The 21,885-nt window shown below is 36.1% G+C and carries 16 protein-coding genes; 3 read left to right on the forward strand and 13 right to left on the reverse strand.

Annotated elements, in window-relative coordinates:
• Position 1: 1 nt before the first annotated feature.
• The 5 genes from trhO to LNP19_RS04585 form a co-directional block, all read right to left on the reverse strand.
• Positions 2 to 1,360 carry an oxygen-dependent tRNA uridine(34) hydroxylase TrhO gene (gene trhO, locus LNP19_RS04565; protein ID WP_230063627.1) on the reverse strand — a complete coding sequence of 453 codons (1,359 nt, stop codon included), beginning with the start codon at positions 1,358 to 1,360 and terminating at the stop codon, positions 2 to 4.
• Positions 1,361 to 1,614: 254 nt separating this feature from the next.
• Positions 1,615 to 2,025 (reverse strand): BrxA/BrxB family bacilliredoxin, encoded by a 411-nt coding sequence (locus tag LNP19_RS04570; protein ID WP_230063628.1) that lies wholly within the window; start codon positions 2,023 to 2,025, stop codon positions 1,615 to 1,617.
• Between the two features lie 110 nt (positions 2,026 to 2,135).
• On the reverse strand, positions 2,136 to 3,287 hold the full coding sequence (locus tag LNP19_RS04575) for a lycopene cyclase family protein (RefSeq protein WP_230063629.1): 1,152 nt from the start codon (positions 3,285 to 3,287) through the stop codon (positions 2,136 to 2,138).
• A gap of 34 nt (positions 3,288 to 3,321) precedes the next feature.
• A complete protein-coding gene (locus LNP19_RS04580) occupies positions 3,322 to 3,786 on the reverse strand; it encodes a thioredoxin family protein (protein ID WP_230063630.1) in 465 nt (154 codons plus the stop codon).
• Positions 3,786 to 6,038, reverse strand: coding sequence for a TonB-dependent receptor (locus LNP19_RS04585; RefSeq protein WP_230063631.1), 2,253 nt, complete (start codon positions 6,036 to 6,038; stop codon positions 3,786 to 3,788). The genes LNP19_RS04580 and LNP19_RS04585 overlap by 1 nt, the downstream gene beginning before the upstream one ends.
• Positions 6,039 to 6,142: 104 nt before the next feature.
• On the opposite strand from LNP19_RS04585, the gene LNP19_RS04590 reads away from it, so the two are divergent.
• Positions 6,143 to 8,014 (forward strand): Nramp family divalent metal transporter, encoded by a 1,872-nt coding sequence (locus LNP19_RS04590; RefSeq protein WP_230063632.1) that lies wholly within the window; start codon positions 6,143 to 6,145, stop codon positions 8,012 to 8,014.
• A 60-nt stretch (positions 8,015 to 8,074) separates the two neighbouring features.
• Positions 8,075 to 8,728 (forward strand): metal-dependent transcriptional regulator, encoded by a 654-nt coding sequence (locus tag LNP19_RS04595; RefSeq protein WP_230063633.1) that lies wholly within the window; start codon positions 8,075 to 8,077, stop codon positions 8,726 to 8,728.
• A gap of 13 nt (positions 8,729 to 8,741) precedes the next feature.
• On the opposite strand, the gene LNP19_RS04600 is transcribed toward LNP19_RS04595, so the two are convergent.
• The 7 genes from LNP19_RS04600 to LNP19_RS04630 form a co-directional block, all read right to left on the reverse strand.
• Entirely contained in the window at positions 8,742 to 11,198 is a 2,457-nt protein-coding gene (locus LNP19_RS04600; protein ID WP_230063634.1) for a PAS domain S-box protein, read from the reverse strand.
• Between the two features lie 78 nt (positions 11,199 to 11,276).
• Positions 11,277 to 11,798, reverse strand: a complete 522-nt coding sequence (locus tag LNP19_RS04605) for a YfiR family protein (RefSeq protein WP_230063635.1) — start codon at positions 11,796 to 11,798, stop codon at positions 11,277 to 11,279.
• Positions 11,799 to 11,971: 173 nt separating this feature from the next.
• Positions 11,972 to 14,845: a TonB-dependent receptor gene (locus tag LNP19_RS04610; RefSeq protein WP_230063636.1), complete on the reverse strand. Its 2,874-nt coding sequence runs from the start codon at positions 14,843 to 14,845 to the stop codon at positions 11,972 to 11,974.
• 484 nt (positions 14,846 to 15,329) lie between these two features.
• Positions 15,330 to 15,455: a FeoB-associated Cys-rich membrane protein gene (locus LNP19_RS04615; RefSeq protein ID WP_106357426.1), complete on the reverse strand. Its 126-nt coding sequence runs from the start codon at positions 15,453 to 15,455 to the stop codon at positions 15,330 to 15,332.
• A 6-nt stretch (positions 15,456 to 15,461) separates the two neighbouring features.
• Positions 15,462 to 17,561 carry a ferrous iron transport protein B gene (feoB, locus tag LNP19_RS04620; protein ID WP_230063637.1) on the reverse strand — a complete coding sequence of 700 codons (2,100 nt, stop codon included), beginning with the start codon at positions 17,559 to 17,561 and terminating at the stop codon, positions 15,462 to 15,464.
• Positions 17,561 to 17,800 (reverse strand): FeoA family protein, encoded by a 240-nt coding sequence (locus LNP19_RS04625; protein ID WP_230063638.1) that lies wholly within the window; start codon positions 17,798 to 17,800, stop codon positions 17,561 to 17,563. The genes feoB and LNP19_RS04625 overlap by 1 nt, the downstream gene beginning before the upstream one ends.
• A gap of 129 nt (positions 17,801 to 17,929) precedes the next feature.
• A complete protein-coding gene (locus tag LNP19_RS04630) occupies positions 17,930 to 18,598 on the reverse strand; it encodes an SCO family protein (protein ID WP_230063639.1) in 669 nt (222 codons plus the stop codon).
• A gap of 232 nt (positions 18,599 to 18,830) precedes the next feature.
• Here LNP19_RS04630 and LNP19_RS04635 point away from each other — a divergent pair, with 232 nt between their 5' ends.
• Positions 18,831 to 20,894, forward strand: coding sequence for a M13 family metallopeptidase (locus tag LNP19_RS04635; RefSeq protein WP_230063640.1), 2,064 nt, complete (start codon positions 18,831 to 18,833; stop codon positions 20,892 to 20,894).
• Positions 20,895 to 20,927: 33 nt separating this feature from the next.
• On the opposite strand, the gene LNP19_RS04640 is transcribed toward LNP19_RS04635, so the two are convergent.
• A complete protein-coding gene (locus tag LNP19_RS04640) occupies positions 20,928 to 21,884 on the reverse strand; it encodes a DMT family transporter (protein ID WP_230063641.1) in 957 nt (318 codons plus the stop codon).
• Position 21,885 lies beyond the last annotated feature (1 nt).

Here is a 21,885-nt window from a genome sequence, read left to right on the forward strand (position 1 = left end):
ATTAGTCTAGGATTTTATATAATTTATCAGATAAACGAATGCGGAAAGGTACTGTAAAAGTTACTTTGTCACCCGTTTTTGCCTGATTGGCTTCGGTTCCGTTGACAAACATTTTTTCTAAAACCAATTCTTGGTTTCCGGTTGTAGGTCCAGAAATTAATATTTTATCACCTACATTCAATTCTTGATTTTCGATGGTAAAAAGTCCTACTTGTGCTTTTACATAATAATGTTCTGCTTTACCAACTAATACCTTTTTTACTTTTATTTTTTGACGAATATCGTTTGTTTTTGGAGCTATTGCCAAAGCAATATCCGTTAGTTCTCCAGAATGTTTGAATTTTAAATTTTCTGATTTTCCTTTACGGAATACTTTGTTACCAACTTGTTTCCCTTTTCTTAATTTCAATTGTTCTTCCCAAGGTAAATGGATGGTTTCGTGACATCCCACGGAACAGCAATTTTCCATAGCCGCTTTACAGTCGTCACATTGTATGAACAATAAATGACAACCATCGTTGGCACAATTAGTATGATTATCGCAAGGTTTACCGCATTGATGGCATTGAGAAACAATATCTTCGGTGATTCTTTCGCCCAAACGGTTGTCGAATACGAAGTTTTTTCCAATGAATTTGCTTTCTAAACCTTCTGCTTCAATTTGTTTCGCGTAATTGATGATTCCGCCTTCTAATTGGAAAACTTTTTTAAAACCTTGGTGTTTGAAATAAGCACTTGCTTTTTCACAACGAATTCCACCTGTGCAATACATTACCAGGTTTTTATCTTCTTTGTGATCTTGCAGTTGTTCATTAATTATGGGTAAACTTTCTCTAAAAGTTTCTACGTCAGGAGTTATAGCGCCTTTAAAATGGCCCACTTCACTTTCGTAATGATTTCTAAAATCAACTACAATAGTATTTGGATCTTCTAGAATTTCGTTGAATTCCTTGGCTTTTAAGTGAATTCCTTTGTTGGTTACATCAAAAGTTTCGTCGTTTAGTCCGTCAGCAACAATCTTGTGACGCACTTTAATGGTGAGTTTTAAAAACGCATGGTCATCATGTTCTACGGCTACATTCAAACGGATGCCTTTCATGAAATCATAGACTTCCAGAGTTTCTCTAAAAGCTTCAAAATTTTCGGCAGGAACGTTCATCTGAGCGTTGATGCCTTCGTGGGCAACGTAAATTCGGCCTAGCGCATCGAGTGCATTCCAAGCTAGAAATAAATCGTCACGAAATTTTTTGGGATCTTCAATTTTGGCATACGCATAGAAAGACAACGTAAGACGTTGTTGGCCAGCTTGATCAATCAGTTCGGCTCTTTCTTCTGCGCTTAAGGTGTTATACAGTTGCATGCTATAAACGTTTAAGGTTTGAGACGCGATTAATCGCATCTGTACAGAATATGTTTTTGAATTCTAAATGGAAGAATTCGGGTGCAAATCTAAGATTTTTTATTTAATCGCAAAGTTCGCAATGAAGAAAAAATAAACCGCAGATTCGCAAATTTTAGTCTTTTGAAAGATTTAATTCGCGAATTTGCGGTAAAATAAATTTAAGATTTCTTAGCTAACTTAGCGAAAAACTTAGCGTGCTTTGCGGTTAAGCCTTAACAGAATTCTGCGTAAGCGTCTTTCAAGTTTTCGGCAATCATTTCTGCTGGGCGACCTTCAATGTGGTGACGCTCTAACATGTGAACTAATTCACCGTTTTTGAACAAGGCCATAGATGGAGAAGATGGAGGAAAAGGGAACATGTGTTGTCTTGCCGCATCTACTGCTTCTTTGTCAACACCTGCAAAAACCGTGATTAAATGATCTGGTTTTTTTGCTCCTTCTAAGCTCATTTTTGCTCCCGGACGCGCATTTCTTGCAGCACAACCACAAACTGAATTTACAACCACTAGAGTTGTTCCTTCGGCTTTTATTGCGTTTTCTACTGCTTCGGCACTATGTAAATCTTGAAAACCTGCTGCCGTTAACTCGGCTTGCATTGGTTTTACCATTTCTTCTGGATACATATCGTTGTATTTTAAATATTATTTTTTAATTAGGCAAAGTTACAAAGTTTACAAAGAACTCCATGATTTGCATTATAAAGTTTTGTTATTGTTTGATAGTCGTTCTTTTGTTAATGAAATAAATAACGGTTTGAACGTATCAAAGCATTTATAAACGGCATTTTAGGACATTTTAAAATCACTTTTAAATCCTCAAATAATGAGGTTTCTTCATCTAAAAATTTGAAAATCAAGCTAGGATTTCCTTTTTTGAACATAGACGAAAATATTGAGGCTCCCAATTCGTTTTTTTGGTCTAAAATATCCAAAAGCAAGAGGTCATAAAACCAGAATTTGGTTTTTTTATGAAATTTTATAAGATCCGTTTCTGTCAGTAAAAAAGCCACTAATTGAGTTGTTTTTTTATCGGAACTTTTAAAGGTGTAACCCGTACTGGCTTTGGTCCATCCTCCAGCAGTGCCTATATTCAGTACTTTTTGTGTGTTTTTTTTCCAAAAAGGATAGCAAGTCATTGGGATGCTACCTTGTTCTTTTTCGGTAATTTCATAATTTTGAATACCCAGTTTCTGAATGTATTTTTCAATTTCCTGTTCGTATTCCTCTTTCTTTAATAATTGATGTGAAAATAAGGTGTATTCTAATAATGCTTCTGTTTTTGAGCTAGGCAGCACATACATAAAACGGGTGTTGCCTTTTTGCGCAACCGAGAAATCCATGAAAGTGGCTTGCTCCGGATTGAAAGCGGCTTCTTTGCTTTTGATAAACCAACCTATAAAATGTTGTTGCAAAACGGGATATTGGGTTTGGTTTTCTACTTCCGATTTTCGGTAAATGCTGTTTAAAAGTTTTTCGCAAGTGTAATTTTCTTTCTCCGTAGCCACAAATACGTGGTTTTCGAGCTCGTTGATGTCGGTCACTTTTTCATTTGCAAAAGTGATATTTGATTGTTTCGAAATCAGTTCAAAAACTTGATTGTAAAAGTCCAATCCTTTTACCATATTGTATTCATACGGTTTTAGATCGAGACTCCGACTAAAGTCGGCATTGCCAAACAAAGCCGATTCCCATTTTTTAGAAATGCTTTTTTCCCAAATAGAATTTTCGGTTTCCCAGAAACACCAAGTTCTATCGTTGTCTTTTTTGGAGTTTTCATCAATCAGTAAAATAGATTTGTCAGTAAATTTTCCGGATTCAATCATTTTATAGACTGTCATTAATGCCGCTAAACCTGTACCCGTAAAAATGTAATCGAAGTGTTTCATAGGATTGGAAGAAATTCTTCTCAAAAATAGGCAATTATTTCAGTTTGTCAAGGATAGTCATTAAGGCTTTTGCCGAAATAAACGAAGCTTGCTGGAATAAAATAGAGTTATCACTTTCCAGAATCGTCAATGATGGATATGCGACGTGATTATCGATAGTTGCTAAAGCTGTCGCCAATTCGTGAATTCCAGTATTTGTTCCCGTAGGTTTGAATTGGAATCTATGATTGTTGAAAATGATGTCGCTTTTGGTTTCGGCATCGAATGGAACGAAATAGTAATGTTCGTTCAATACTTTGATTATAGTTGGGTTTTTGAAAGTCGAATTTTCCATGATTTTGCAGTATTTACACCAGTTAGTATGTGTAAAAACGACAATTGGTTTTGGGTTTTCTTTTGACAATTGTTCTACTTCTTCAAAGCTGTGAGTTTTCAATTGGGCAAAACTTGATGGAATTGCCCAAAGCAAAAGCAGTAGTATGAAAAAATCTTTTTTCATTATTTTAAAGTATAACGCATGCCAAAAAAGCTACGAATTCCTTGATTTGGCGCATATACATAACTTGGATCAAAAGTTAAAGCATAAGGATTATCAGGTGTAGCTTGTACATTTCCATTGGCGTCAAATTGTACGTTTTTGTCAAATGGATCGTTGGCTCTGGCAATTATGAATGGATTTCCTTTATTGGGTGTCCAATCCAAAAGATTTTTCACACCGGCATAGATTTCTATGTTTTTAAACTTATTAAAAGTAAATTGAATATTTTGGATGCTCCAAGCGGGAGAATATTCTTTTCGCGGGTCTAATTCACCCAAAAGCGGCAGACGCATTGGGCCATATAGATTTCCGGTATAATCAACATCTAAGAATAATTTATTGATTCGGTATGAAATTGCCCAAGTTGCCGAAAATTTTTCGGTAAGGATTTGTTGGGTTGTGGTGTTGTTTTCGGTTTTGGAAACATCCATATAAGTACCGCCTATAATCATTTTTAAACCATTGTTGAAGACCAAGTCAATATTGGTACTTATTCCTTTGGTAACGGCGTAGCCATCTAAGTTTTTATAGATAATCTGATTAGGATTGCTGTCATAATCCGGAATAATGGAATTGCTAAAGCGGGTGTACCAAGCCGTGGTTTCAATACCAATAAAATTGCCGTTTTTGGTGTAGATTTTCTTCAAATAGTTCAAATTAGCATTAAAAGAACGTTCCGGTTTGAGTTCTTCTAATACAATTACATCGCGAGATCCGGTTAAAGCGGCATGTTCTTCGGTAAAAAGATTGACAATTCTAAAACCTGTTCCGGTGTTAAAGCGTAAAATGTTGTTATCGTTTATTTTCCATTTGTAGGCAAGGCGTGGTGTAAAGATTGAGCCGTGATTTCGGTTGTAATCGTATCGTGCGCCAAGAAGTACTTTGTGATTTTCGTTAAAAGTGATTTCGTCCTGAGCGAACAAACTCGGGATCCAGTTCACATCTTCCTTGACAGTTGCTGTGGTATTGTCATCATAATATTGATAGCGTAGGGCAGTGCCAAAAAGCAAATCGTGGTTTTCTATTTTTTTATCCCAAGTCAGTTGTCCAAAACCAATACGCTGTTTGGCTAGGTAGGGAATGGCTCCGTAAACCGAGTTCTGGTCATGATCTGTATAGGAAAAGGAAAATAGCATTTTTTCGGCAATAGGTAATTCATAGGCACCAAGTAATTCCCAACGCTTGGTGTAAATGCTTTCTCCGTAAACCTCGGTTCCACCACGGTATTTTTTCTTCCACTGCAATTCGCCTCCCCAACGGTCCTCGTAAAAATAGCGCCCTGCCAAAGAAAATAATTTATTGCTTTTGCGATTAAAATTCCATTTTTGGAAAACCGAAATTCGATCTTGTAAGGTTAAGTCGGTAAAATTATCGTTGTTGTTGTCAATCGGGTTGCTGTAGTTGAAATAGTTGATTCCGGTTAGCAAGGAAGTGTTTTTGCCAATCTTGGCTTTAAAACCCAAATCTACATTGAGTTCTCCCCAATCAGTAAGAAATGAATCGGCAGAAAAAACAGCGGCATTTTTTGGGTTTTTGGTAATGATATTTATTAATCCGCCCACGGCTTCGCTTCCATATAAAGACGAAGCGGGACCTTTGACTATTTCGATACGCTCCAATAAAGAATTGGGAATTCCAGAAAGGCCGTAAACGGTTGAAAGTCCGCTAACAATTGGCATTCCGTCAATTAAAACCAAGGTATATGGGCCTTCAAGGCCATTAATGTGAATGTCGCCGGTGTTGCAAACATTACAATTTAGTTGTGGGCGCACGCCATTGACGTTTTGTAAGGCTTCAAAGATGTTTGCCGTTGGGTTTTTCTTGAAGAATACCGGTTTGTAAACTTCAACAGGAACGGGACTTTCTATTCGGGAAACCGGTTTTAAGGTTCCTGTTACAACCACTTCGTCTAAGGTATTGTTTTCTTGCAAATCAAAATCCAGAAAAACTTCAGTGGTGTCGCTAACAATAATGGTTTTTGTTTGGGATTTAAAACCGGTATAAGAAACATGGATTTCATAGTTTCCGTTTGAGATGTTTTTAATTATAAAATTTCCGTCTTTATCACTTGTGGTTGTTTTTTTTATGTTTTTTAATACAATGTTGGCGTGCTGTAATGGCATTCCATCCGAAGAAACCTTTCCTTTTATACTGGTTTGAGCAAATGACGCAATAGTGATTTGAATAAAGAAAAGCAAAATTAGATTTCTCACGACTATATTTTTAGATTAATTTATATTTTAAATTTAGACAAATCTAAAAATTATATTTGATAAAGCAAAAAAATACAATTATATTTGCTTCAAATAGTTAAAAAATGGGTAAGTCATTAGAAGAGGTTCACGGATCAGTTTCTACACAAAATAAAAAATCAGTTTTCAGGAAAATATTAGCTTTTTTTGGTCCTGCGTACCTGATAAGTGTGGGATATATGGATCCGGGAAATTGGGCGACTGATATTGCCGGAGGTAGTCAGTTTGGGTATTCCTTGCTTTGGGTATTATTGATGAGTAATATCATGGCTTTGTTGTTGCAAAGTTTAAGTGCCCGTTTAGGAATCGTTACTCAACGCGATTTAGCCCAGGCTTCTAGGGAAACTTACTCGAAATTCATTAATTATATTCTTTATTTTTTGGCAGAAATTGCTATTGCTGCTTGTGATCTTGCCGAAGTCTTAGGTATGGCCATTGGTATAAACCTCTTGTTTGGAATTCCGCTGATTGAAGGGGTTCTGATTACGGTATTGGATACTTTTTTATTATTATTTTTGATCAATAAAGGTATTCGTAAAATGGAAGCCTTTATCATTGCTTTGGTGACAGTTATTGGAGTTTCGTTTATTTTTGAAATGATTTTTGCTCAACCGGAGATGGATAAGGTAATCCTGGGTTTAATTCCATCGATACCTAGTGAAGCCGCATTATACATTGCTATTGGTATTATTGGGGCAACGGTTATGCCGCACAATTTGTACCTGCATTCTTCTTTGGTACAAACCAGAAAATTTGATAGAAGCCCTGCCGGAATCAAGCAGGCATTGAAATATAATTTTATCGATTCTACCATTGCCTTAAATTTAGCTTTTCTAGTTAATGCGGCTATTTTAATATTGGCGGCAGCTACATTTTATAAAAATGGGATGTTTGAAGTTGCTGAGATTCAAGATGCACATCAGTTTTTGGAGCCACTTTTGGGAAGCAAATGGGCACCTGTTTTATTTGCTGTCGCTTTGATAGCGGCAGGGCAAAGTTCAACAATAACAGGAACGTTGGCAGGTCAAATTATTATGGAGGGTTATCTAAATTTAAGGATTCAACCTTGGGTGCGCAGAATCATTACCCGATTAATTGCGATAGTTCCTGCCGTTATTGTGATCAGTATTTTTGGCGAAAGCGTAACAGGAAAACTGTTGATTTTAAGTCAGGTGATTCTGAGTTTGCAATTGGGATTTGCTATTATACCACTGATTCATTTTGTGAGCGATAAGTCAAAAATGAAAGGCTTTCACATAGGAAAAGCAACTCAAATTGCTTCTTGGGTTGTTGCTACGGTTATTGTTATCCTAAATGCAAAATTGGTTTTTGATGAAATTAGTGGCTGGCTCGAAACTTCTCAAAATCCAATGGTGTTGTGGCTTACAGTAGTTCCTTTAGCAATAAGTTTTCTGGTTTTACTGTTGTATATTGTCTTTAAGCCATTTGTTTCCAAGGCAAAGATTGACATCCAAAATCATTCGCCACATAGTTTAAAGTTGGAGTTTTCTAAGTCCATAAGTTGTAAAAAAAGTAACATTGCTGTTGCCTTAGATTTTTCCAGAGCCGATGAAGCGGCTTTAAACAATGCTTTTGAATTAGGCGGAATAGATGCCGTATATACCTTAATTCATGTGCAAGAATCCGTTGGTGCCATAGTTTATGGGGAAGATGTAGAGGACCATGAAACCGTAATTGACGAAAAAATACTAAAAGAATACAAAAAAATGCTTTTTGAAAAAGGATTTAAAGTAGAAACCCAATTGGGATTTGGAAATCCAAACAAGGTGATTCCGGAGATTATCAATTCTGGGAATTTTGATATTTTGGTCATGGGAACTCATGGTCATACGGGGTTGAGGGATTTGATTTTTGGAACGACCGTTGATAAGTTACGCCACAAAATTTCTATACCTTTGCTGATTGCTAAAAAGTAGATTTATTAGGAACTATAAATCTGAAATCAAAAAACAGTTAATCTTCAATCCAAAATCAAAATGACCTTTTCAGAAGAAAATTATCTCAAAGCCATATACCATCTTACGGTAGTTTCTAATTCCGAAGTGAGCACGAATGCCATTGCCGAAATGATGGAGACCAAAGCGTCTTCAGTTACCGATATGATTAAGAAATTGGCCGAAAAGGATTTGGTAAACTATAAAAAATACCAAGGCGTCTCTTTGACGGAGAGCGGGAAATTAGCGGCCAAAATGATAGTGAGAAAACACCGTCTTTGGGAAGTTTTCTTGGTCGAAAAATTAGATTTTTCCTGGGATGAGGTACACGATATTGCGGAACAATTAGAGCATATAAAATCAGAAAAGCTGATCAATAAACTAGATGATTTTTTAGGAAATCCAACCGAAGACCCGCATGGTGACCCAATTCCTAATGCTGAAGGGCAGATTTTGAAAGTAGAAAAACAATTACTTTCTGAATTGGTCGAGAATCAAAAAGGGATATGTGTTGGCGTGAAAGATACTTCCTCTGAATTTTTGAAATATCTGGACAAACAAGGAATTGCCCTTGGATCTAAAATTGAAATCATCGGAAAAGAAAGTTTTGATTTATCCTTAAAAATAAAAGTAGATGCTGTTGATTTGACTATTTCCAATAAAATTGCGAGCAATCTTTTTGTGAAAATAACGTAGCAGAAAAGCAACTCTATTTTCCGCTTTTAAAACCAATTAGTTTTCGGTATTTCTGTTCGCTTTCTTCTAGTGCGTTCTCCAGTTGTTTGTAATAGGTAATGTCTTTTATATTGGCTACTGCGGCAATAATGTAATTATTTTCATCTACGATGGGTCTGCCGCTAATGATGACCCTTTTCTTGTCTTTGGTTTCTGAATCTGCGATTATGATTTCAACATCATCCGTTGACTCTCCTTTAAGGGCTTTTTCCAAAGGAAGATTTTGGGAAGGGAAAATGGTTTGTTCATCAGGATAATAAAGATCGTATTTAGCGGACCAATCCAGTGTGTTATGGGTTTCGCTATCTTGTTTTATGCCTATGATTTCTTCGGCCATATGATTAGAAAGTACAATTCTTTTCTGGGTATCCGTAACAATAATTCCTTCACCGATGTTTTCCAGAATTAATTTTAATTTCATTTCATTTAGGCGCACTAATCTATCGGCTTCTCTTTTTTCATTTTCTAGTTTTTTACTTGAAGATATGTCTTTGATGAAGGCGATAAAAATATGTTTTCCTACAATGGTAGCAGTAGAAACGGTCAATTCAATGTCAAATTCGATATTTTTTTTATTAAGTGCAGTAATTTCTACTGTTTTGTTGATGTAGGGACCTTCTGAGGTTTCAAGGAAATGTTGGAAGCCTTTCATGTGACTTTCTTTGTATTGCTCTGGAACAATTAAGTCCCTCATTTTTTTTCCTAACACCTCTTCAATGGACCAACCGAATATTTTTTCGGCTTGTGGGTTCCATCTAAGGATATCTCCTTCTTCATTAATTACAATTAATGCATCCGGTGCTTCATTAAAAATGGTTTGTAATTGATCCTCACTTTCTTTTAGTTTTTGTTCAGCAGCTTTTCTTTCGGTAATATCTCTCATAATAGATTTATGACCAGTTATCCTATTTCCTTCTCTTAGTTGGGTTACGGTTTGTTCAATCCATTTTTGATCCCTTGTTTTTGTAATGATAGGGAAGGAATAGAGAGTTTCATCAATCTTATGTTTGTATTGGTTCATATAAAATTCAGCAACACGTTCTCTCCATTCAGGGGCTACGAGTTCTGAGATGTTTTCTCCAATGAGTTCGTCCTGGCTGTAACCGGTTAATTTTTTACAGGCAGGATTGATATAAGTGAAATTTCCTTTATAATCAGTTGTGTGGAGCACATCGCTGGTGTTTTCGACAATTTCTCGGTATTTTTCTTCACTTTTACGGACTGTTTCAATGGCTTTTGCGAGTTGGTCAGTGCGTTCGATGACTTTTTGTTCCAGTTCCTCATTTAGTTTTCGAATTTCATTTTCTGAGTTTTTTCTTTCCGTGACGTCATGAAAAACAGCTACAGCACCAGTGATTTTACCGAATTCATCTTTTAGTGGACTGGCAGACATTACTATAAAATTGCCTATGGTTTTTTTATAATTTTGGATAAAAATTTCCAAATTATCAAGTTCTTCTCCCTTTAAGGCTCTAACCAAAGGAAGTTCTTCGGTCTTAAAAAGGTTTTTGTTTTCAGGCCAAAAAACACCATAGGTATCGGCCCATTTTTCTTGAGAGATATCCAGAAGACCAATTCCAATTATTTTTTCACTGGCGGGATTCCAAAGAATGAATTTGCCTTTTTCGTCAACCACAACTAATCCATCTCCCATATTCTGTATTACGGACTGTAAAAGGGTATTTTGTTTGTTTAATTGTTCCTTGGACAATGCGACTTCATTATCTCTTTTTTCGATTGTAGAAAGCATATCATTAAGTCCGCTTGCCAGAATGCTGATTTCATCTTTTCCGTCTACTGTCATGCGCATTCCATAATCGGCGGTATCCTTAATTTTTTGTATCACAGTAACCAAGTTCAGTAAGGGTTTTGAAATGTACATTTTGATGATCATGGCAATTAAAAACGCAAGCCCAGTTCCTACAAGTAGCAACACAATTCCTAATCGTAAAACGTCCATTTTTATTTTATTCAGTTCCGAGAGTTCAAAGCGAAGTCCAACATGTCCTATAGTTTCATTGTCTTTAAGGATTTTATAGTAAACAAAGAGATTTTGATCTGTAAACTGAATGTTTTTTTGTTTTTCATTTGGAATAGCAAATTGATATTTGGGATCGGAACCCGCTTTAGTATAGGAAGCAAAAACTTTTCCGTTTTTGTCTAAAATACTTGCATTTAATATATCTGTTTGTCCCTTTAATTCAGACAAACTTTTGTTTGCGGCAGTATTGTCCAAGAATTCTAGAGCCGAAATGCTGTTGAAACCTATCATTTGGGCAATGGCAATGGAAGTGGTTTCTTTTCGGTCTTTAAATCCTTTGATGTCGATCAATACAAAGGCGGTAATACATATGCCTAGTACAAGTGCTGAGGTGAAAACTTGCATCAATACAAGTTTATTTTTGATTGATATGTTTTTTAAATTTATCATTGTTGGCGGTATTTAAGGCAGTTTTATGTCAAAGGCAATTTGGCTTTTTAAGTTTAGGCTAAATAAGGTTTAAAGGTGTCACTGTACAATAATGGCATGTTGCAATAAGAAAGAGCTAACTCCAATTCCTGATTTGTTTATTGCCTTAAGATTGATTTCAAATTTTAATTTATTTTCAATTATAATGAAATTTAGGTGTGCGCCTTTTTTTCCAAATCCGTTTCGCTCCGTTACAATCAATACGGATCGATCTGAAAATTTAGAAATGATTGTTTCAATTGGGATGCTGCAGTTATAGGGAACAAATAAGATATTGCAGCTACCTACTTGAGCGATATCTTTGTATTCTTTGATTTCTGTTTTTTTGTTTTTAGCATTGCTAATTAATAATGGAGTAATTGGACTTGATTCCAGAACAGCAATCTTGAAAGCTTGATTTTTAGGGTTGTCTTTCCAGCGTACATAATCTATAAAACGGTACAGGAAATCGGCTTTCATAGCATAGGCGTTATCTGTCATATCCTCTTGGGCAGTTAGTGGATTTACGCCCGTGAATATGGTGATTAAGCTTAAAATATAGATATAACTTTTGATGGTCATTATATTTTGTTTTTATAGGAAGAGTATCGTTTATTGGTCGAATAGTTTCGTGTTATTTTCGGTGTGTTTTGGTTTTAATTATTTGTTTTGATAGTATAAATTTAACGAATTATAGAGGCTATTTGGGTTGCTTTAAGAAAAATTTAAATCTATATTGTTTGATTGTCAAGGTATTATAGTTTGTAATTTAAAGACAAACTAAACTGGGTGCCTAATTGACTAAATTGTGATCCGCCATAAGTCATTTGTGAATAGCGTCCGTTGAAAGTAATCAGGTTAAATTGGTTTTTTATTTGAGCGGGGTCGTTTAATATGGCGGCTCCAGCTGCATTTTCGGACTTGAATTTCCATTTCGGCAAAATGTTAAATACATTGTCTATGTTTAGAGCCAGCGTTAATTTAGTTGTTACAAGAAAATTAATTCCTAGATCGGTAACGATTTTAGGGCTGAATTCAGTTCTTAAATTAGAATCTAAGCCGGATTGTTTAAAAGTTGTTTTGCCAAAATAGCTGTTGTTGAGGTAGAAATCTAATTTTTTTACTTTATAATTTGTTCCCAAAATCCATTTGGTTTTGGGTCTGGAGGTGAAAGTCAATGCTTCAATTGTTGCGCCAAAGTTATCACTGGCTACATCAGAGATTCTTTTATTTTCGAATGTGATGTTTCCCGATAAGTTGAATGCCAGTTGTCCGTTTCCAAGTCCTAGGTTGCTGTAATTCATAACCAAGTCGAGTCCAGATGTTTTAGAATCAAAGGAGTTCTCGAACCAAGCCACTTTTCCAAATTGTGGTGTATTGACCACATCTCCTAAAGCGATCCGGTCAGTTATTGCAATGTTGTAATAGTCAATGGTGATGTTGAAATATTTGAGGGGTCTGGCTCCAATTCCTATCGTTGTGTTTGTCGATTTTTCTGGAGTTAATTTTGTAATGCCTAAAATGTGTGCTTCTGGAGAAACATTATTAATAATTCGGGTAACTTCAATTCCGCCTCCAGCATTAAACGTATATTGGGATTTTTGAGTGTAAATTTGATGTAGTGTAGGCGCTCTGAAACCAGTAGAAACTGAACCTCTGAGGGTAATTTTATCATCGAGGAATTTATAACGGCTACTTATTTTCCAGACGGTGGCACTGCCAAAATCACTGTATTCTTCCTGACGAAGTGTGGCGTTTATAAGAAAATCTTTTGTTAGATCATAGGCCAAGTCAAAATAAGCTCCCCAGTTGTATCTATTCCATTTTCCGGCTTCCTTAGGAGTGGTTCCGGCAAAGGAATCTGCACCAGCTCCTTCCCAAGAAGCTTTGTCGCCTTCGATTGTCTCAAAATTTTCGGATCGAAATTCAGAACCAAAACTAATACTAATTTTGTCAGATAGTATTTTGAACACATCCAGATTCCCTATAACATGATTGAAATTAGAACCTCCGGGTTGGAACGAGATTGGGCTGTTTTCCTGATAAATAGGATTTCCATTGGAATCTTTCAGCGGTGATCTATTTTGGGTATTGTCTAAGGTATAGATTTGTGAATTTCCGCCGATGGTTATGCTGGCATCGGCATTCCAGCCATTTTTTATGGATTTAAAACCTAAGCTGGCATTATAATCGGTTAAATCTCCGGTAAAAGTAGGCTGATAACCTTTATAAGAAGCGACAGTGCCGTTCCCAAAAAAATCCTTCAAATAGGTTGGGTAAGCAGTAGCGATTCGCCAATTAGGAATAGTGGGGTTTTCAAATGGATTTTTGATTGACATCCAATAAGGAGTTCTATAATTAGCAAACGAATTCACTTTTTTATAGGTATAGGCGGCATTATAATACAATTCAGTTTCATTGGATAGATTCAATCCTCCATTGATTAAAAATTTTGCAGCTGCAGTTTCAGGTGTTCCGTTGGTATTTGCTGCGTATGGTTGGTCTTTTAAAAATGAGTCTACGGCTTGCTTTCCAGCGATGTTTCCTTGGTTTATAGTGGCTAGTTTTGCATTATAATCTGCTGGGAAGTTGACTTTGTATTGTTCAAAAAGGCTGTTAATTTGTGCCTCGGTCATAGCATCAGTCAGAGTTGTATTGCCAAGAGTATTGTCATCGTTTACATAATTCAAAGGATTATTTGGTAGCAGCCTCACAAAATCATTAAAATCTCCTTCGGCATCTACTTTACCGGCACGATTTGTCAGGTTTATTTTAGAGAAGTCTACAGTGTAGTTTAGAAATCCTTTGTTGCCTATAGTAGAACCGTTGTTTATACTTATGTTCAAGAGTTCTCCGTCTCCTTTAGAAGTGATACCGGTTCTTAGGGTTATTGAACCATCATCAGGGCTTTTTTTAAGTATAATATTGATCACTCCGGCTATAGCGTCCGATCCGTATTGTGCAGAAGCACCGTCACGTAAGATTTCTATTCTGTCGATGGCATCAATCGGTATAGCTGAAATATCGGCTGCCGTTTCTCCTCTTCCGGGTGAAGGTTGGATATAAAGTAAAGAGCTTAGGTTTTTGCGTTTTCCATTGATAAGCATTAAGGTTCTGCTGGGACCCAGATTCCTGATTTCATAAGGATCAAGTAATGAAGTGGCATCGTTTACCGGTGTTTGAACTGTGTTAAAGGATGGGATCCGGTATTGTAATGCCTTGTCAAAAGTGAGTTGTCCTGTTGAAGCCAATTCGTTGGCGGATATGATATCTATAGGAAGGGCTGTTGCTGTGTTGCTTCGTGGAGCTGCTCTAGTTCCTGTGACTATGATTTCATTAAGAATTTGGCCTCCTTCTTCAGACAGGAAAACATTTAAAACAGCTTCTTTGGTTTCATGTTCTTGTTTTGAAAATCCAAAATAACTGAAAATCAATATAGCGGCTTCTTTGACTTGAATAGAATAAGCTCCGTTAATGTCTGTCGAAACACTATTGCTGGTACCTTTTTCAGTTATGTTGACACCTGACAAAGGGCTGCCGGCGTTATCGAAGACAAAGCCAGAAACCTCTTTTTGGGCGAAAAGAAAAGTCACGTTTATTAGAAACAATATTAACAAAAACTTTTTCATAATAAGTTGATGTTCGTTTGACTTTAAAGCAATAGCAACATAATAGTTGCAAGAAGCTTTTATCTTACTGCTTTAGGTGTTTTTGGTAGAAAAAGCAGTTATCCTAACAGCTAGAAAACGGAATGTGAGTTGTAGAGTTATTCTCTTTTTTGAATTATAAAAATAAAATTAGACTCATGGACTAACACTGTATAAGATTTGGGGAAATAATCTTAACTCTGTGTTGGCATTTTTTGAAAATTGAAATCGTATTTTGAATAAATCAATTTTTTTTAAAAAAATAAAGAACCGATTTTAATTCAGCAACTTTATAAAAATAACAGCCTGATAATAAGTGGTTAGGGCTGGATTTGTAATATGTAAATTTAGTCAATTTTAATCAATTAACTTCAAATACTAGCCGCTTTTTTATTCGTTTCAAAAGAAGGACAAAGACAATGTGGTTTCTAAAAGTGGGTTTATTTGAATGTTATGAAATGCGCTTTTAATGACAGCCACAATCATCTGTTCCGCAGTTTTTCTTCTTTTTTTTATTTTTGAAAAAAAACTTTCTAATCAAAAAAGCAAGGGCAAGTCCCAGTAAAGTAAAGGCGACGATTTCTTGAAACATAGGTCTTTATTTTAAAATTTGAAAAGCGATTAAAGCAACAATATAGGCTAGTCCGCTCATGAAAATGAGTTGACCTAAAGGCCATTTCCAAGAATTCGTTTCTTTTTTGGTAATGGCTAATGTACTGGCGCATTGCAAGGCAAAAGCATAGAACAACAACAAGGAAATTCCAGAAGCAAAATTGAATATTTTATTTCCAGTAACGGGATTGATCTCGGCAGCCATTCGGTTTTTTATAGTAACTTCATTATCGCTACCGCCTACACTGTAAATTGTAGCTAAGGTTCCTACAAAAACTTCTCTAGCTGCAAATGAACTGATGATAGCAATTCCTATTTTCCAGTCATAGCCTAGAGGTGAAATAACAGGTTCTATGGTTTTTCCCATAATTCCAATATAGGAATTTTCTAGTTTTTGAGAAGCGACCGCGTCTTCAAATTCAGTTTCCGAAAGTGGTTTGTTTATGTTTTCTTCGATGACGATAGCATCGGCATTTTTAAATTTTTCTCCAGGCCCGTAGGAAGCCAAAAACCAAAGCACGATTGATATTGCCAAGATAATTTTACCAGCGCCAGAGACAAAGGCTTTTGTTTTTTCGACCACATTTATCGCTACGTTTTTGAACATAGGTAACTTGTAATTAGGCATTTCAACGATGAAGAAAGTTTTGCCTTTTATCTTCAATATTTTATTCAAAATATAAGCTGAAAATATAGCCATCCCAAAACCTAAAAGATACAATAGCATTAAGGTTAAACCTTGTAGATTTAAAACCCCAAAAATTCGATTGTCTGGAATTACTAATGCAATGATGATAGCATATACCGGTAGTCTGGCAGAGCAGGTTGTAAATGGAGTGACCAGAATGGTAATCAGTCTTTCTTTCCAGTTTTCGATGTTTCTTGTAGCCATAATTGCTGGAATTGCACAGGCAGTTCCGGAGATTAGTGGCACAACACTTTTTCCGGATAAACCAAATTTTCGCATGATTTTATCCATCAGGAAAACTACTCGGCTCATATAGCCGCTTTCTTCAAGAATGGAAATAAACATAAAAAGAAAGGCAATTTGAGGAATAAATATAAGGATTCCGCCTATTCCGGGTATGATTCCTTGCGAAAGTAAATTTGTCAAAACACCGGCAGGTAATTCTTCGTCAGCGAGTGCGCTCAAAGACGCAAAAGTCGAGTCGATGAAATCCATAGGGACTTTGGACCATTCGAAAATCGATTGGAAAATAACAAATAAAATCAAAAAGAAAATGGCATAACCCCATACTTTGTGGGTAAGTACGCGGTCCAGTTTGCTGCGGAAATCTTTGGCTTTAGAAGAATCCACTTTTAAGCCTTCTTTCAGCACATCATTAATGAACTGATAGCGTTTTATGGTTTCTTTTTGCTGTAAACGTTTTAAATCTGAGTGCGATTTGGTAAAAGAACTTCTGATCTCATTTCGTTCTAAATTCAGGAAGTTTACATCCTGAGTAATCACTAACCACAATTTGTATAATAACTGATTAGGGAAAGCTTTTCGAAGATTATTGAAATAATCAGGATCTATGCTCGAAGCATTCAAACAAGGTTCGCTGGATATGGATTTGTAGGTAACTATTAATTTTTTTAATTCGTCTATACCAAAACCTTTTCTAGAGCTGATTAAGGCAATCTTAGTTTTTAAGTGTTCTTCCAGAAAAGGAATGTCTAATGAAATTCCTTTGTGTTCCATTCGATCGGCCATATTAATGACTAAGATCGTTGGGATTTCGAGGTCTTTTATTTGGGTAAAGAGCAGTAAATTGCGTTTTAGATTCTCTACGTCAGTAACTACAAGGGCTACGTCAGGATATAATTTATCGTTTTTGTTTAGCAATAGTTCAATAACAACATTCTCATCAATAGAACAGGCGTTGAGACTATAAGTCCCTGGCAGGTCTAGAATGTTTGCTTTGACATTGTTTGGTAATTTGCAAAAACCAATCTTTTTCTCCACGGTTATTCCTGGATAATTTCCCACTTGTTGATTCAAGCCAGTCAATTGATTGAAAACCGAAGTTTTACCTACGTTTGGATTGCCTATAAGCGCTACATTGATATTTTCTCCACTCATTAGATATCCTCTTTTAGGGGTTCAACCTCGATCTCACGTGCCGTTTCTACACGAATGGCTAAATGGGAACCGTTTATATTCAAATATAAAGGATCTCCAAAAGGAGCAATTTGCAGTAATTCGACAGTGTTGCCTGGCAAACAGCCCATTTCAAGTAATTTTAAGGGTACAATATCAATATCGAAATCTTTGATAATGGCTTTTTCGCCTTTTTTTAGAGAAAATATGGTTGTTCGCAAAGCTTATTTAGATTGAATTAAGATTGCAAAAGTACACATTATAATACAAATACAAATGATATTTATCACTTTTGTAGCTTTTTTGCAATACATTAACAGTCTGGAAAAAGAATGTCAGTTTGGGTTGAACTATTCTTCTTCAGATAAGAAGGCAATGTCGGCGATTAATTTTTGAACTTCTTCTTTGTTGGTCCCGTCATAAAAGCCACGGACTCTTTTTTTGGCGTCAACCAACACGAAATTCTCCGTATGCACCATATCATATAATTCGCTTGGTTTACCCAGTTTTACCGCCAAATATGATTTCCTGGCCATAGTGTAAATTTCTTTTTTGTCACCGGTTACCAAGTTCCATTTTTTGTCATTTACTCCATTTTTTATGGCGTAAGCTTTCAAAACGGGAACGCTATCCGTTTCAGGGAAAACGGTATGGGAAAGCAACATTACTTTTGGGTTATTGATGATTGCTTTTTGAACTTCGGCTAGGTTTGTTGTCATTTTTGGACAAATGGAGCCACAGGTGGTAAAGAAAAAATCTGCTACATATATTTTGCCCTCATAATCTTTTTGGGTGATGGTTTTTCCATTTTGGTTCACAAATGAGAAGTCGGCAATGGTATGGTATTTTCGGACGTATTGCACCGCAGTATCAACCAATTCAGGATTCACGTCGGCAGGGTTGTATATTGGGAGAGATTTACTGGGTTTTAAAGCGCCATAAAACAAATAGAGGGTTATGGCTGAAAACAGTAAAAAAACGGCAAAAAATTTTCGGTACTTATATAAAATAGATTTCATATATGTAAAATTTATTTGTTAGAGGTTATATATGTTGTCGCCTTTTTATTTATTGGTATTTGCTTGCGCAAACTTATTATTAATGGCGATTTCATAAAAAAATTTTTGCAAAAGTACAAAAAAGTAATCTTCTTCACAGGAGGAATCAAAGTATTAACAGTCAAGAAGGATTTGGTGTTTTTTTTGAAATATTATCAATAGCTTTGTGAAACTAACTTAATGATTTGATAATATGAAAATAAAACTAAATAAGCAACTCCTTTTTGTGATTCCTGCAGTGGTGGGATTTATTGATCTTCATGGCCAAGTTGTTCCAGCGGCCAAAGAGCCGGGAATTAATGTCCAGTATATGGATAAAAAAGTAAAACCTAGTAATGATTTCTTCCGCTATGTAAATGGAACTTGGTTAGACAATACAGAGATTCCAAGTGACAGAACACGTTGGGGGAGTTTTGATGAATTGCGCCAAAGGACAGATAATGATGCTTTGGCAATTTTAAAAGAGGCAGTGACAAATCCAGTTTACAAGTCCAATACAGATCAAGGGAAAGCGATTAATTTGTATAAAACTATATTAGACACTGTTGGTAGAAATAAACTGGGAGTAACGCCTTTAAAGCCTTATTTAAAAAAGATTAATGCAATTAAAAACACTAAGGATTTAGAAGCCTTTTTAATTGAGATGGAGCCATTGGGTGGTTTAGGGTTTTTTGGAGCCAGTATTGGACCGGATGCTAAGAACAGCAATCGAAACGTGATCAATCTTGGATTAGGAAGTGTGGGTTTGCCTGACAGGGATTATTATGTTTCCGAAGATGCCGATTCTAAAGAAAAACGAGCTAAATATGTGGAGCATTTAGCAAAGATGCTTCAATTTATCGGTGAAAAACCAGCACAAGCTAAAATTCATGCAACTAAGATTTTAGCATTAGAGACCGAAATGTCAAAACCAAGACTGGACAGAGTTGAAAGAAGAGACAGAAGAAAATCATACAATCCGATGACCGTTAAGGATCTTCAAAAGTTGACTCCATCAATCAATTGGAATAATTATTTTACAAAAATTGGATTGCCAGCCACTGATTCCTTGATTGTTTCTCAGCCAAAATATATGGTTGCACTAGAAACCATCTTTAAAGAAAATAAAGTAGAAGATTGGAAAGCTTACATGAGATGGACTTTGTTGAATAGAGCTTCGAGCCAGCTTTCTACTGTGATTGAGAATGCTAACTGGGAATTTTATGGCAAAACGTTAACGGGAGCTGTAAAGCAAAGACCAAGAGACGAGGGCGCTCTTCAAGTTATCAACGGGTCTTTGGGAGAAGCTTTAGGGAAATTATATGTCGAGAAAAAATTTCCGGCAGAAGCTAAAGCTAAAGCAGAAAAAATGATTAAAAATGTTTTTCTTGCTTTCGAAAACAGAATTCAAAATTTAACTTGGATGTCTGCAGCGACCAAGACTAGCGCTGTTGCCAAATTACATAAATCAAGAATCAAGATTGGTTATCCGGATCAATGGAAAGATTATTCGGCTTTAGTTATTGCTGGTCCTGAAGAAGGTGGATCTTATTTTGAAAATGTTAAAAATTTAGCGAAATGGCGTTATAATGAAAGTCTTGCCGAGTTAGCTAAGCCAGTTAATAAAGAAAAATGGGGAATGTCTCCGCAAACTGTAAATGCGTATTACAACCCTTCTTATAATGAAATTGTATTTCCGGCAGCCATTTTACAACCGCCTTTTTACAATTACCAAGCAGATGAAGCCGTAAATTATGGTGGAATAGGAGCTGTAATTGGTCACGAAATCTCTCATGGTTTTGATGATTCAGGAGCGAGATATAATGCCGATGGAAATCTTGTAGACTGGTGGACAGCCGAAGATTTAAAGCAATTTTCGACTTTAACTGCGGCGCTTGCGGTGCAATATAGTGCTTTAGAGCCATTGCCGGGAACATTTGTGGATGGGAAATTTACACTCGGGGAAAATATAGGTGATTTGGGCGGAGTGAACGCGGCTTATGATGGATTACAATTGTATTTAAAAGAAAACGGAAATCCAGGTTTGATAGATGGATTTACTCCTGAGCAGCGTTTTTTCATTTCTTGGTCTACTATTTGGCGTACAAAATCACGTGATGAAGCAATCAAAAATCAGGTAAAGACTGATCCGCATTCTCCAGGAATGTATCGCGCATATGTTCCTTTGCAAAACATAGATACGTTTTATCAAGCCTTTGGCATTCAGCCTAATGACCACATGTATATTGAGCCTTCTAAAAGAGTAAAAATCTGGTAGTACTATAGTGCTAGAAAAAAAAGACCTGTCAGCTTAGTTGACAGGTTTTTTTGTTAAAATGGATGTTTGTTTACGTCCTTTTCTCATCGAATAGTTTACGATGTATAAACCAGTTAAAGTTACAGTTCCGCCTATAGCTATAGCTGCATTAAGGGATTCTCCAAAGATTATAGCTCCCAAAATCACAGCAATAATAGGATTGATATAAGAATAAATACTGCTTATTTCTGCCGGTAAATGTTGCAATGCATAGATAAAAGCAATAAAAGTAAGAACCGAACCAAAAATAACTAAATACGCTATGGACCACCAAGAAATCGCTGGAATTGAGTCTAAACTAACAGAGGTTCCGGTTGCTCCCGTATAGGCAAATAAGAAAATACTGGATATAAACATTTGCAAACCCAAACTAAAATACGGATTAAAACTTGCTGCTTTTTTCTTAGTATATAAAGTGCCGAAAGCCCAAGTTAATGTTGCAATCAAGGAAAGAATAATGCCAAATCTAAAATCAGGTTCGAGGAAATCGTGTAAATGGTCGTAAAAGATTACGCAGACACCTCCAAAACTGACTATTAGGCCTAGTATTGCTAATCGAGCTAGTCGTTCTCCTCTAAACAAACTGATAATGACAATCCATAAAGGGACAATTGCCCCGATAATGGCTCCTAAGCCGCTGCTGATGTATTTTACTCCCCAAGTACTCAAGCCGTTACTTAAGGCAAAATTCAAAACACTGAGAATCAAAATTGTTTTCCATTGCTTTCCTTTTGGCCAAGGTGTTTTTTTAAATAAGAAAAAAGAAACATAGAGAAAACCACCGATGAATTGCCTGATTGCTGCTAGTTGTAAAGCGGGCATGTGCTTTACCCCTTCTTTTGAGGCCAGCCAAGTGGTTCCCCAAAAAAAGCTAACCCAACACAAAGCGATTATAGGAAGCCCGACTGCGTTTATTTTTGATGAAAAGGAGTTTTTTATTTTCGTTATCACG

The organism is Flavobacterium acetivorans (genome assembly GCF_020911885.1).
Taxonomy (GTDB): Bacteria; Bacteroidota; Bacteroidia; order Flavobacteriales; family Flavobacteriaceae; genus Flavobacterium; species Flavobacterium acetivorans.

What these genes read in the sequence shown, in the direction of transcription:
- trhO (WP_230063627.1), bottom strand. Translation starts at nt 1,360, where the DNA reads ATGCAACTGTATAACACCTTAAGCGCAGAAGAAAGAGCCGAACTGATT.
- LNP19_RS04570 (WP_230063628.1), bottom strand. Translation starts at nt 2,025, where the DNA reads ATGTATCCAGAAGAAATGGTAAAACCAATGCAAGCCGAGTTAACGGCA.
- LNP19_RS04575 (WP_230063629.1), bottom strand. Translation starts at nt 3,287, where the DNA reads ATGAAACACTTCGATTACATTTTTACGGGTACAGGTTTAGCGGCATTA.
- LNP19_RS04580 (WP_230063630.1), bottom strand. Translation starts at nt 3,786, where the DNA reads ATGAAAAAAGATTTTTTCATACTACTGCTTTTGCTTTGGGCAATTCCA.
- LNP19_RS04590 (WP_230063632.1), top strand. Translation starts at nt 6,143, where the DNA reads ATGGGTAAGTCATTAGAAGAGGTTCACGGATCAGTTTCTACACAAAAT.
- LNP19_RS04595 (WP_230063633.1), top strand. Translation starts at nt 8,075, where the DNA reads ATGACCTTTTCAGAAGAAAATTATCTCAAAGCCATATACCATCTTACG.
- LNP19_RS04600 (WP_230063634.1), bottom strand. Translation starts at nt 11,198, where the DNA reads ATGATAAATTTAAAAAACATATCAATCAAAAATAAACTTGTATTGATG.
- LNP19_RS04605 (WP_230063635.1), bottom strand. Translation starts at nt 11,798, where the DNA reads ATGACCATCAAAAGTTATATCTATATTTTAAGCTTAATCACCATATTC.
- LNP19_RS04610 (WP_230063636.1), bottom strand. Translation starts at nt 14,845, where the DNA reads ATGAAAAAGTTTTTGTTAATATTGTTTCTAATAAACGTGACTTTTCTT.
- LNP19_RS04615 (WP_106357426.1), bottom strand. Translation starts at nt 15,455, where the DNA reads ATGTTTCAAGAAATCGTCGCCTTTACTTTACTGGGACTTGCCCTTGCT.
- feoB (WP_230063637.1), bottom strand. Translation starts at nt 17,561, where the DNA reads ATGAGTGGAGAAAATATCAATGTAGCGCTTATAGGCAATCCAAACGTA.
- LNP19_RS04630 (WP_230063639.1), bottom strand. Translation starts at nt 18,598, where the DNA reads ATGAAATCTATTTTATATAAGTACCGAAAATTTTTTGCCGTTTTTTTA.
- LNP19_RS04635 (WP_230063640.1), top strand. Translation starts at nt 18,831, where the DNA reads ATGAAAATAAAACTAAATAAGCAACTCCTTTTTGTGATTCCTGCAGTG.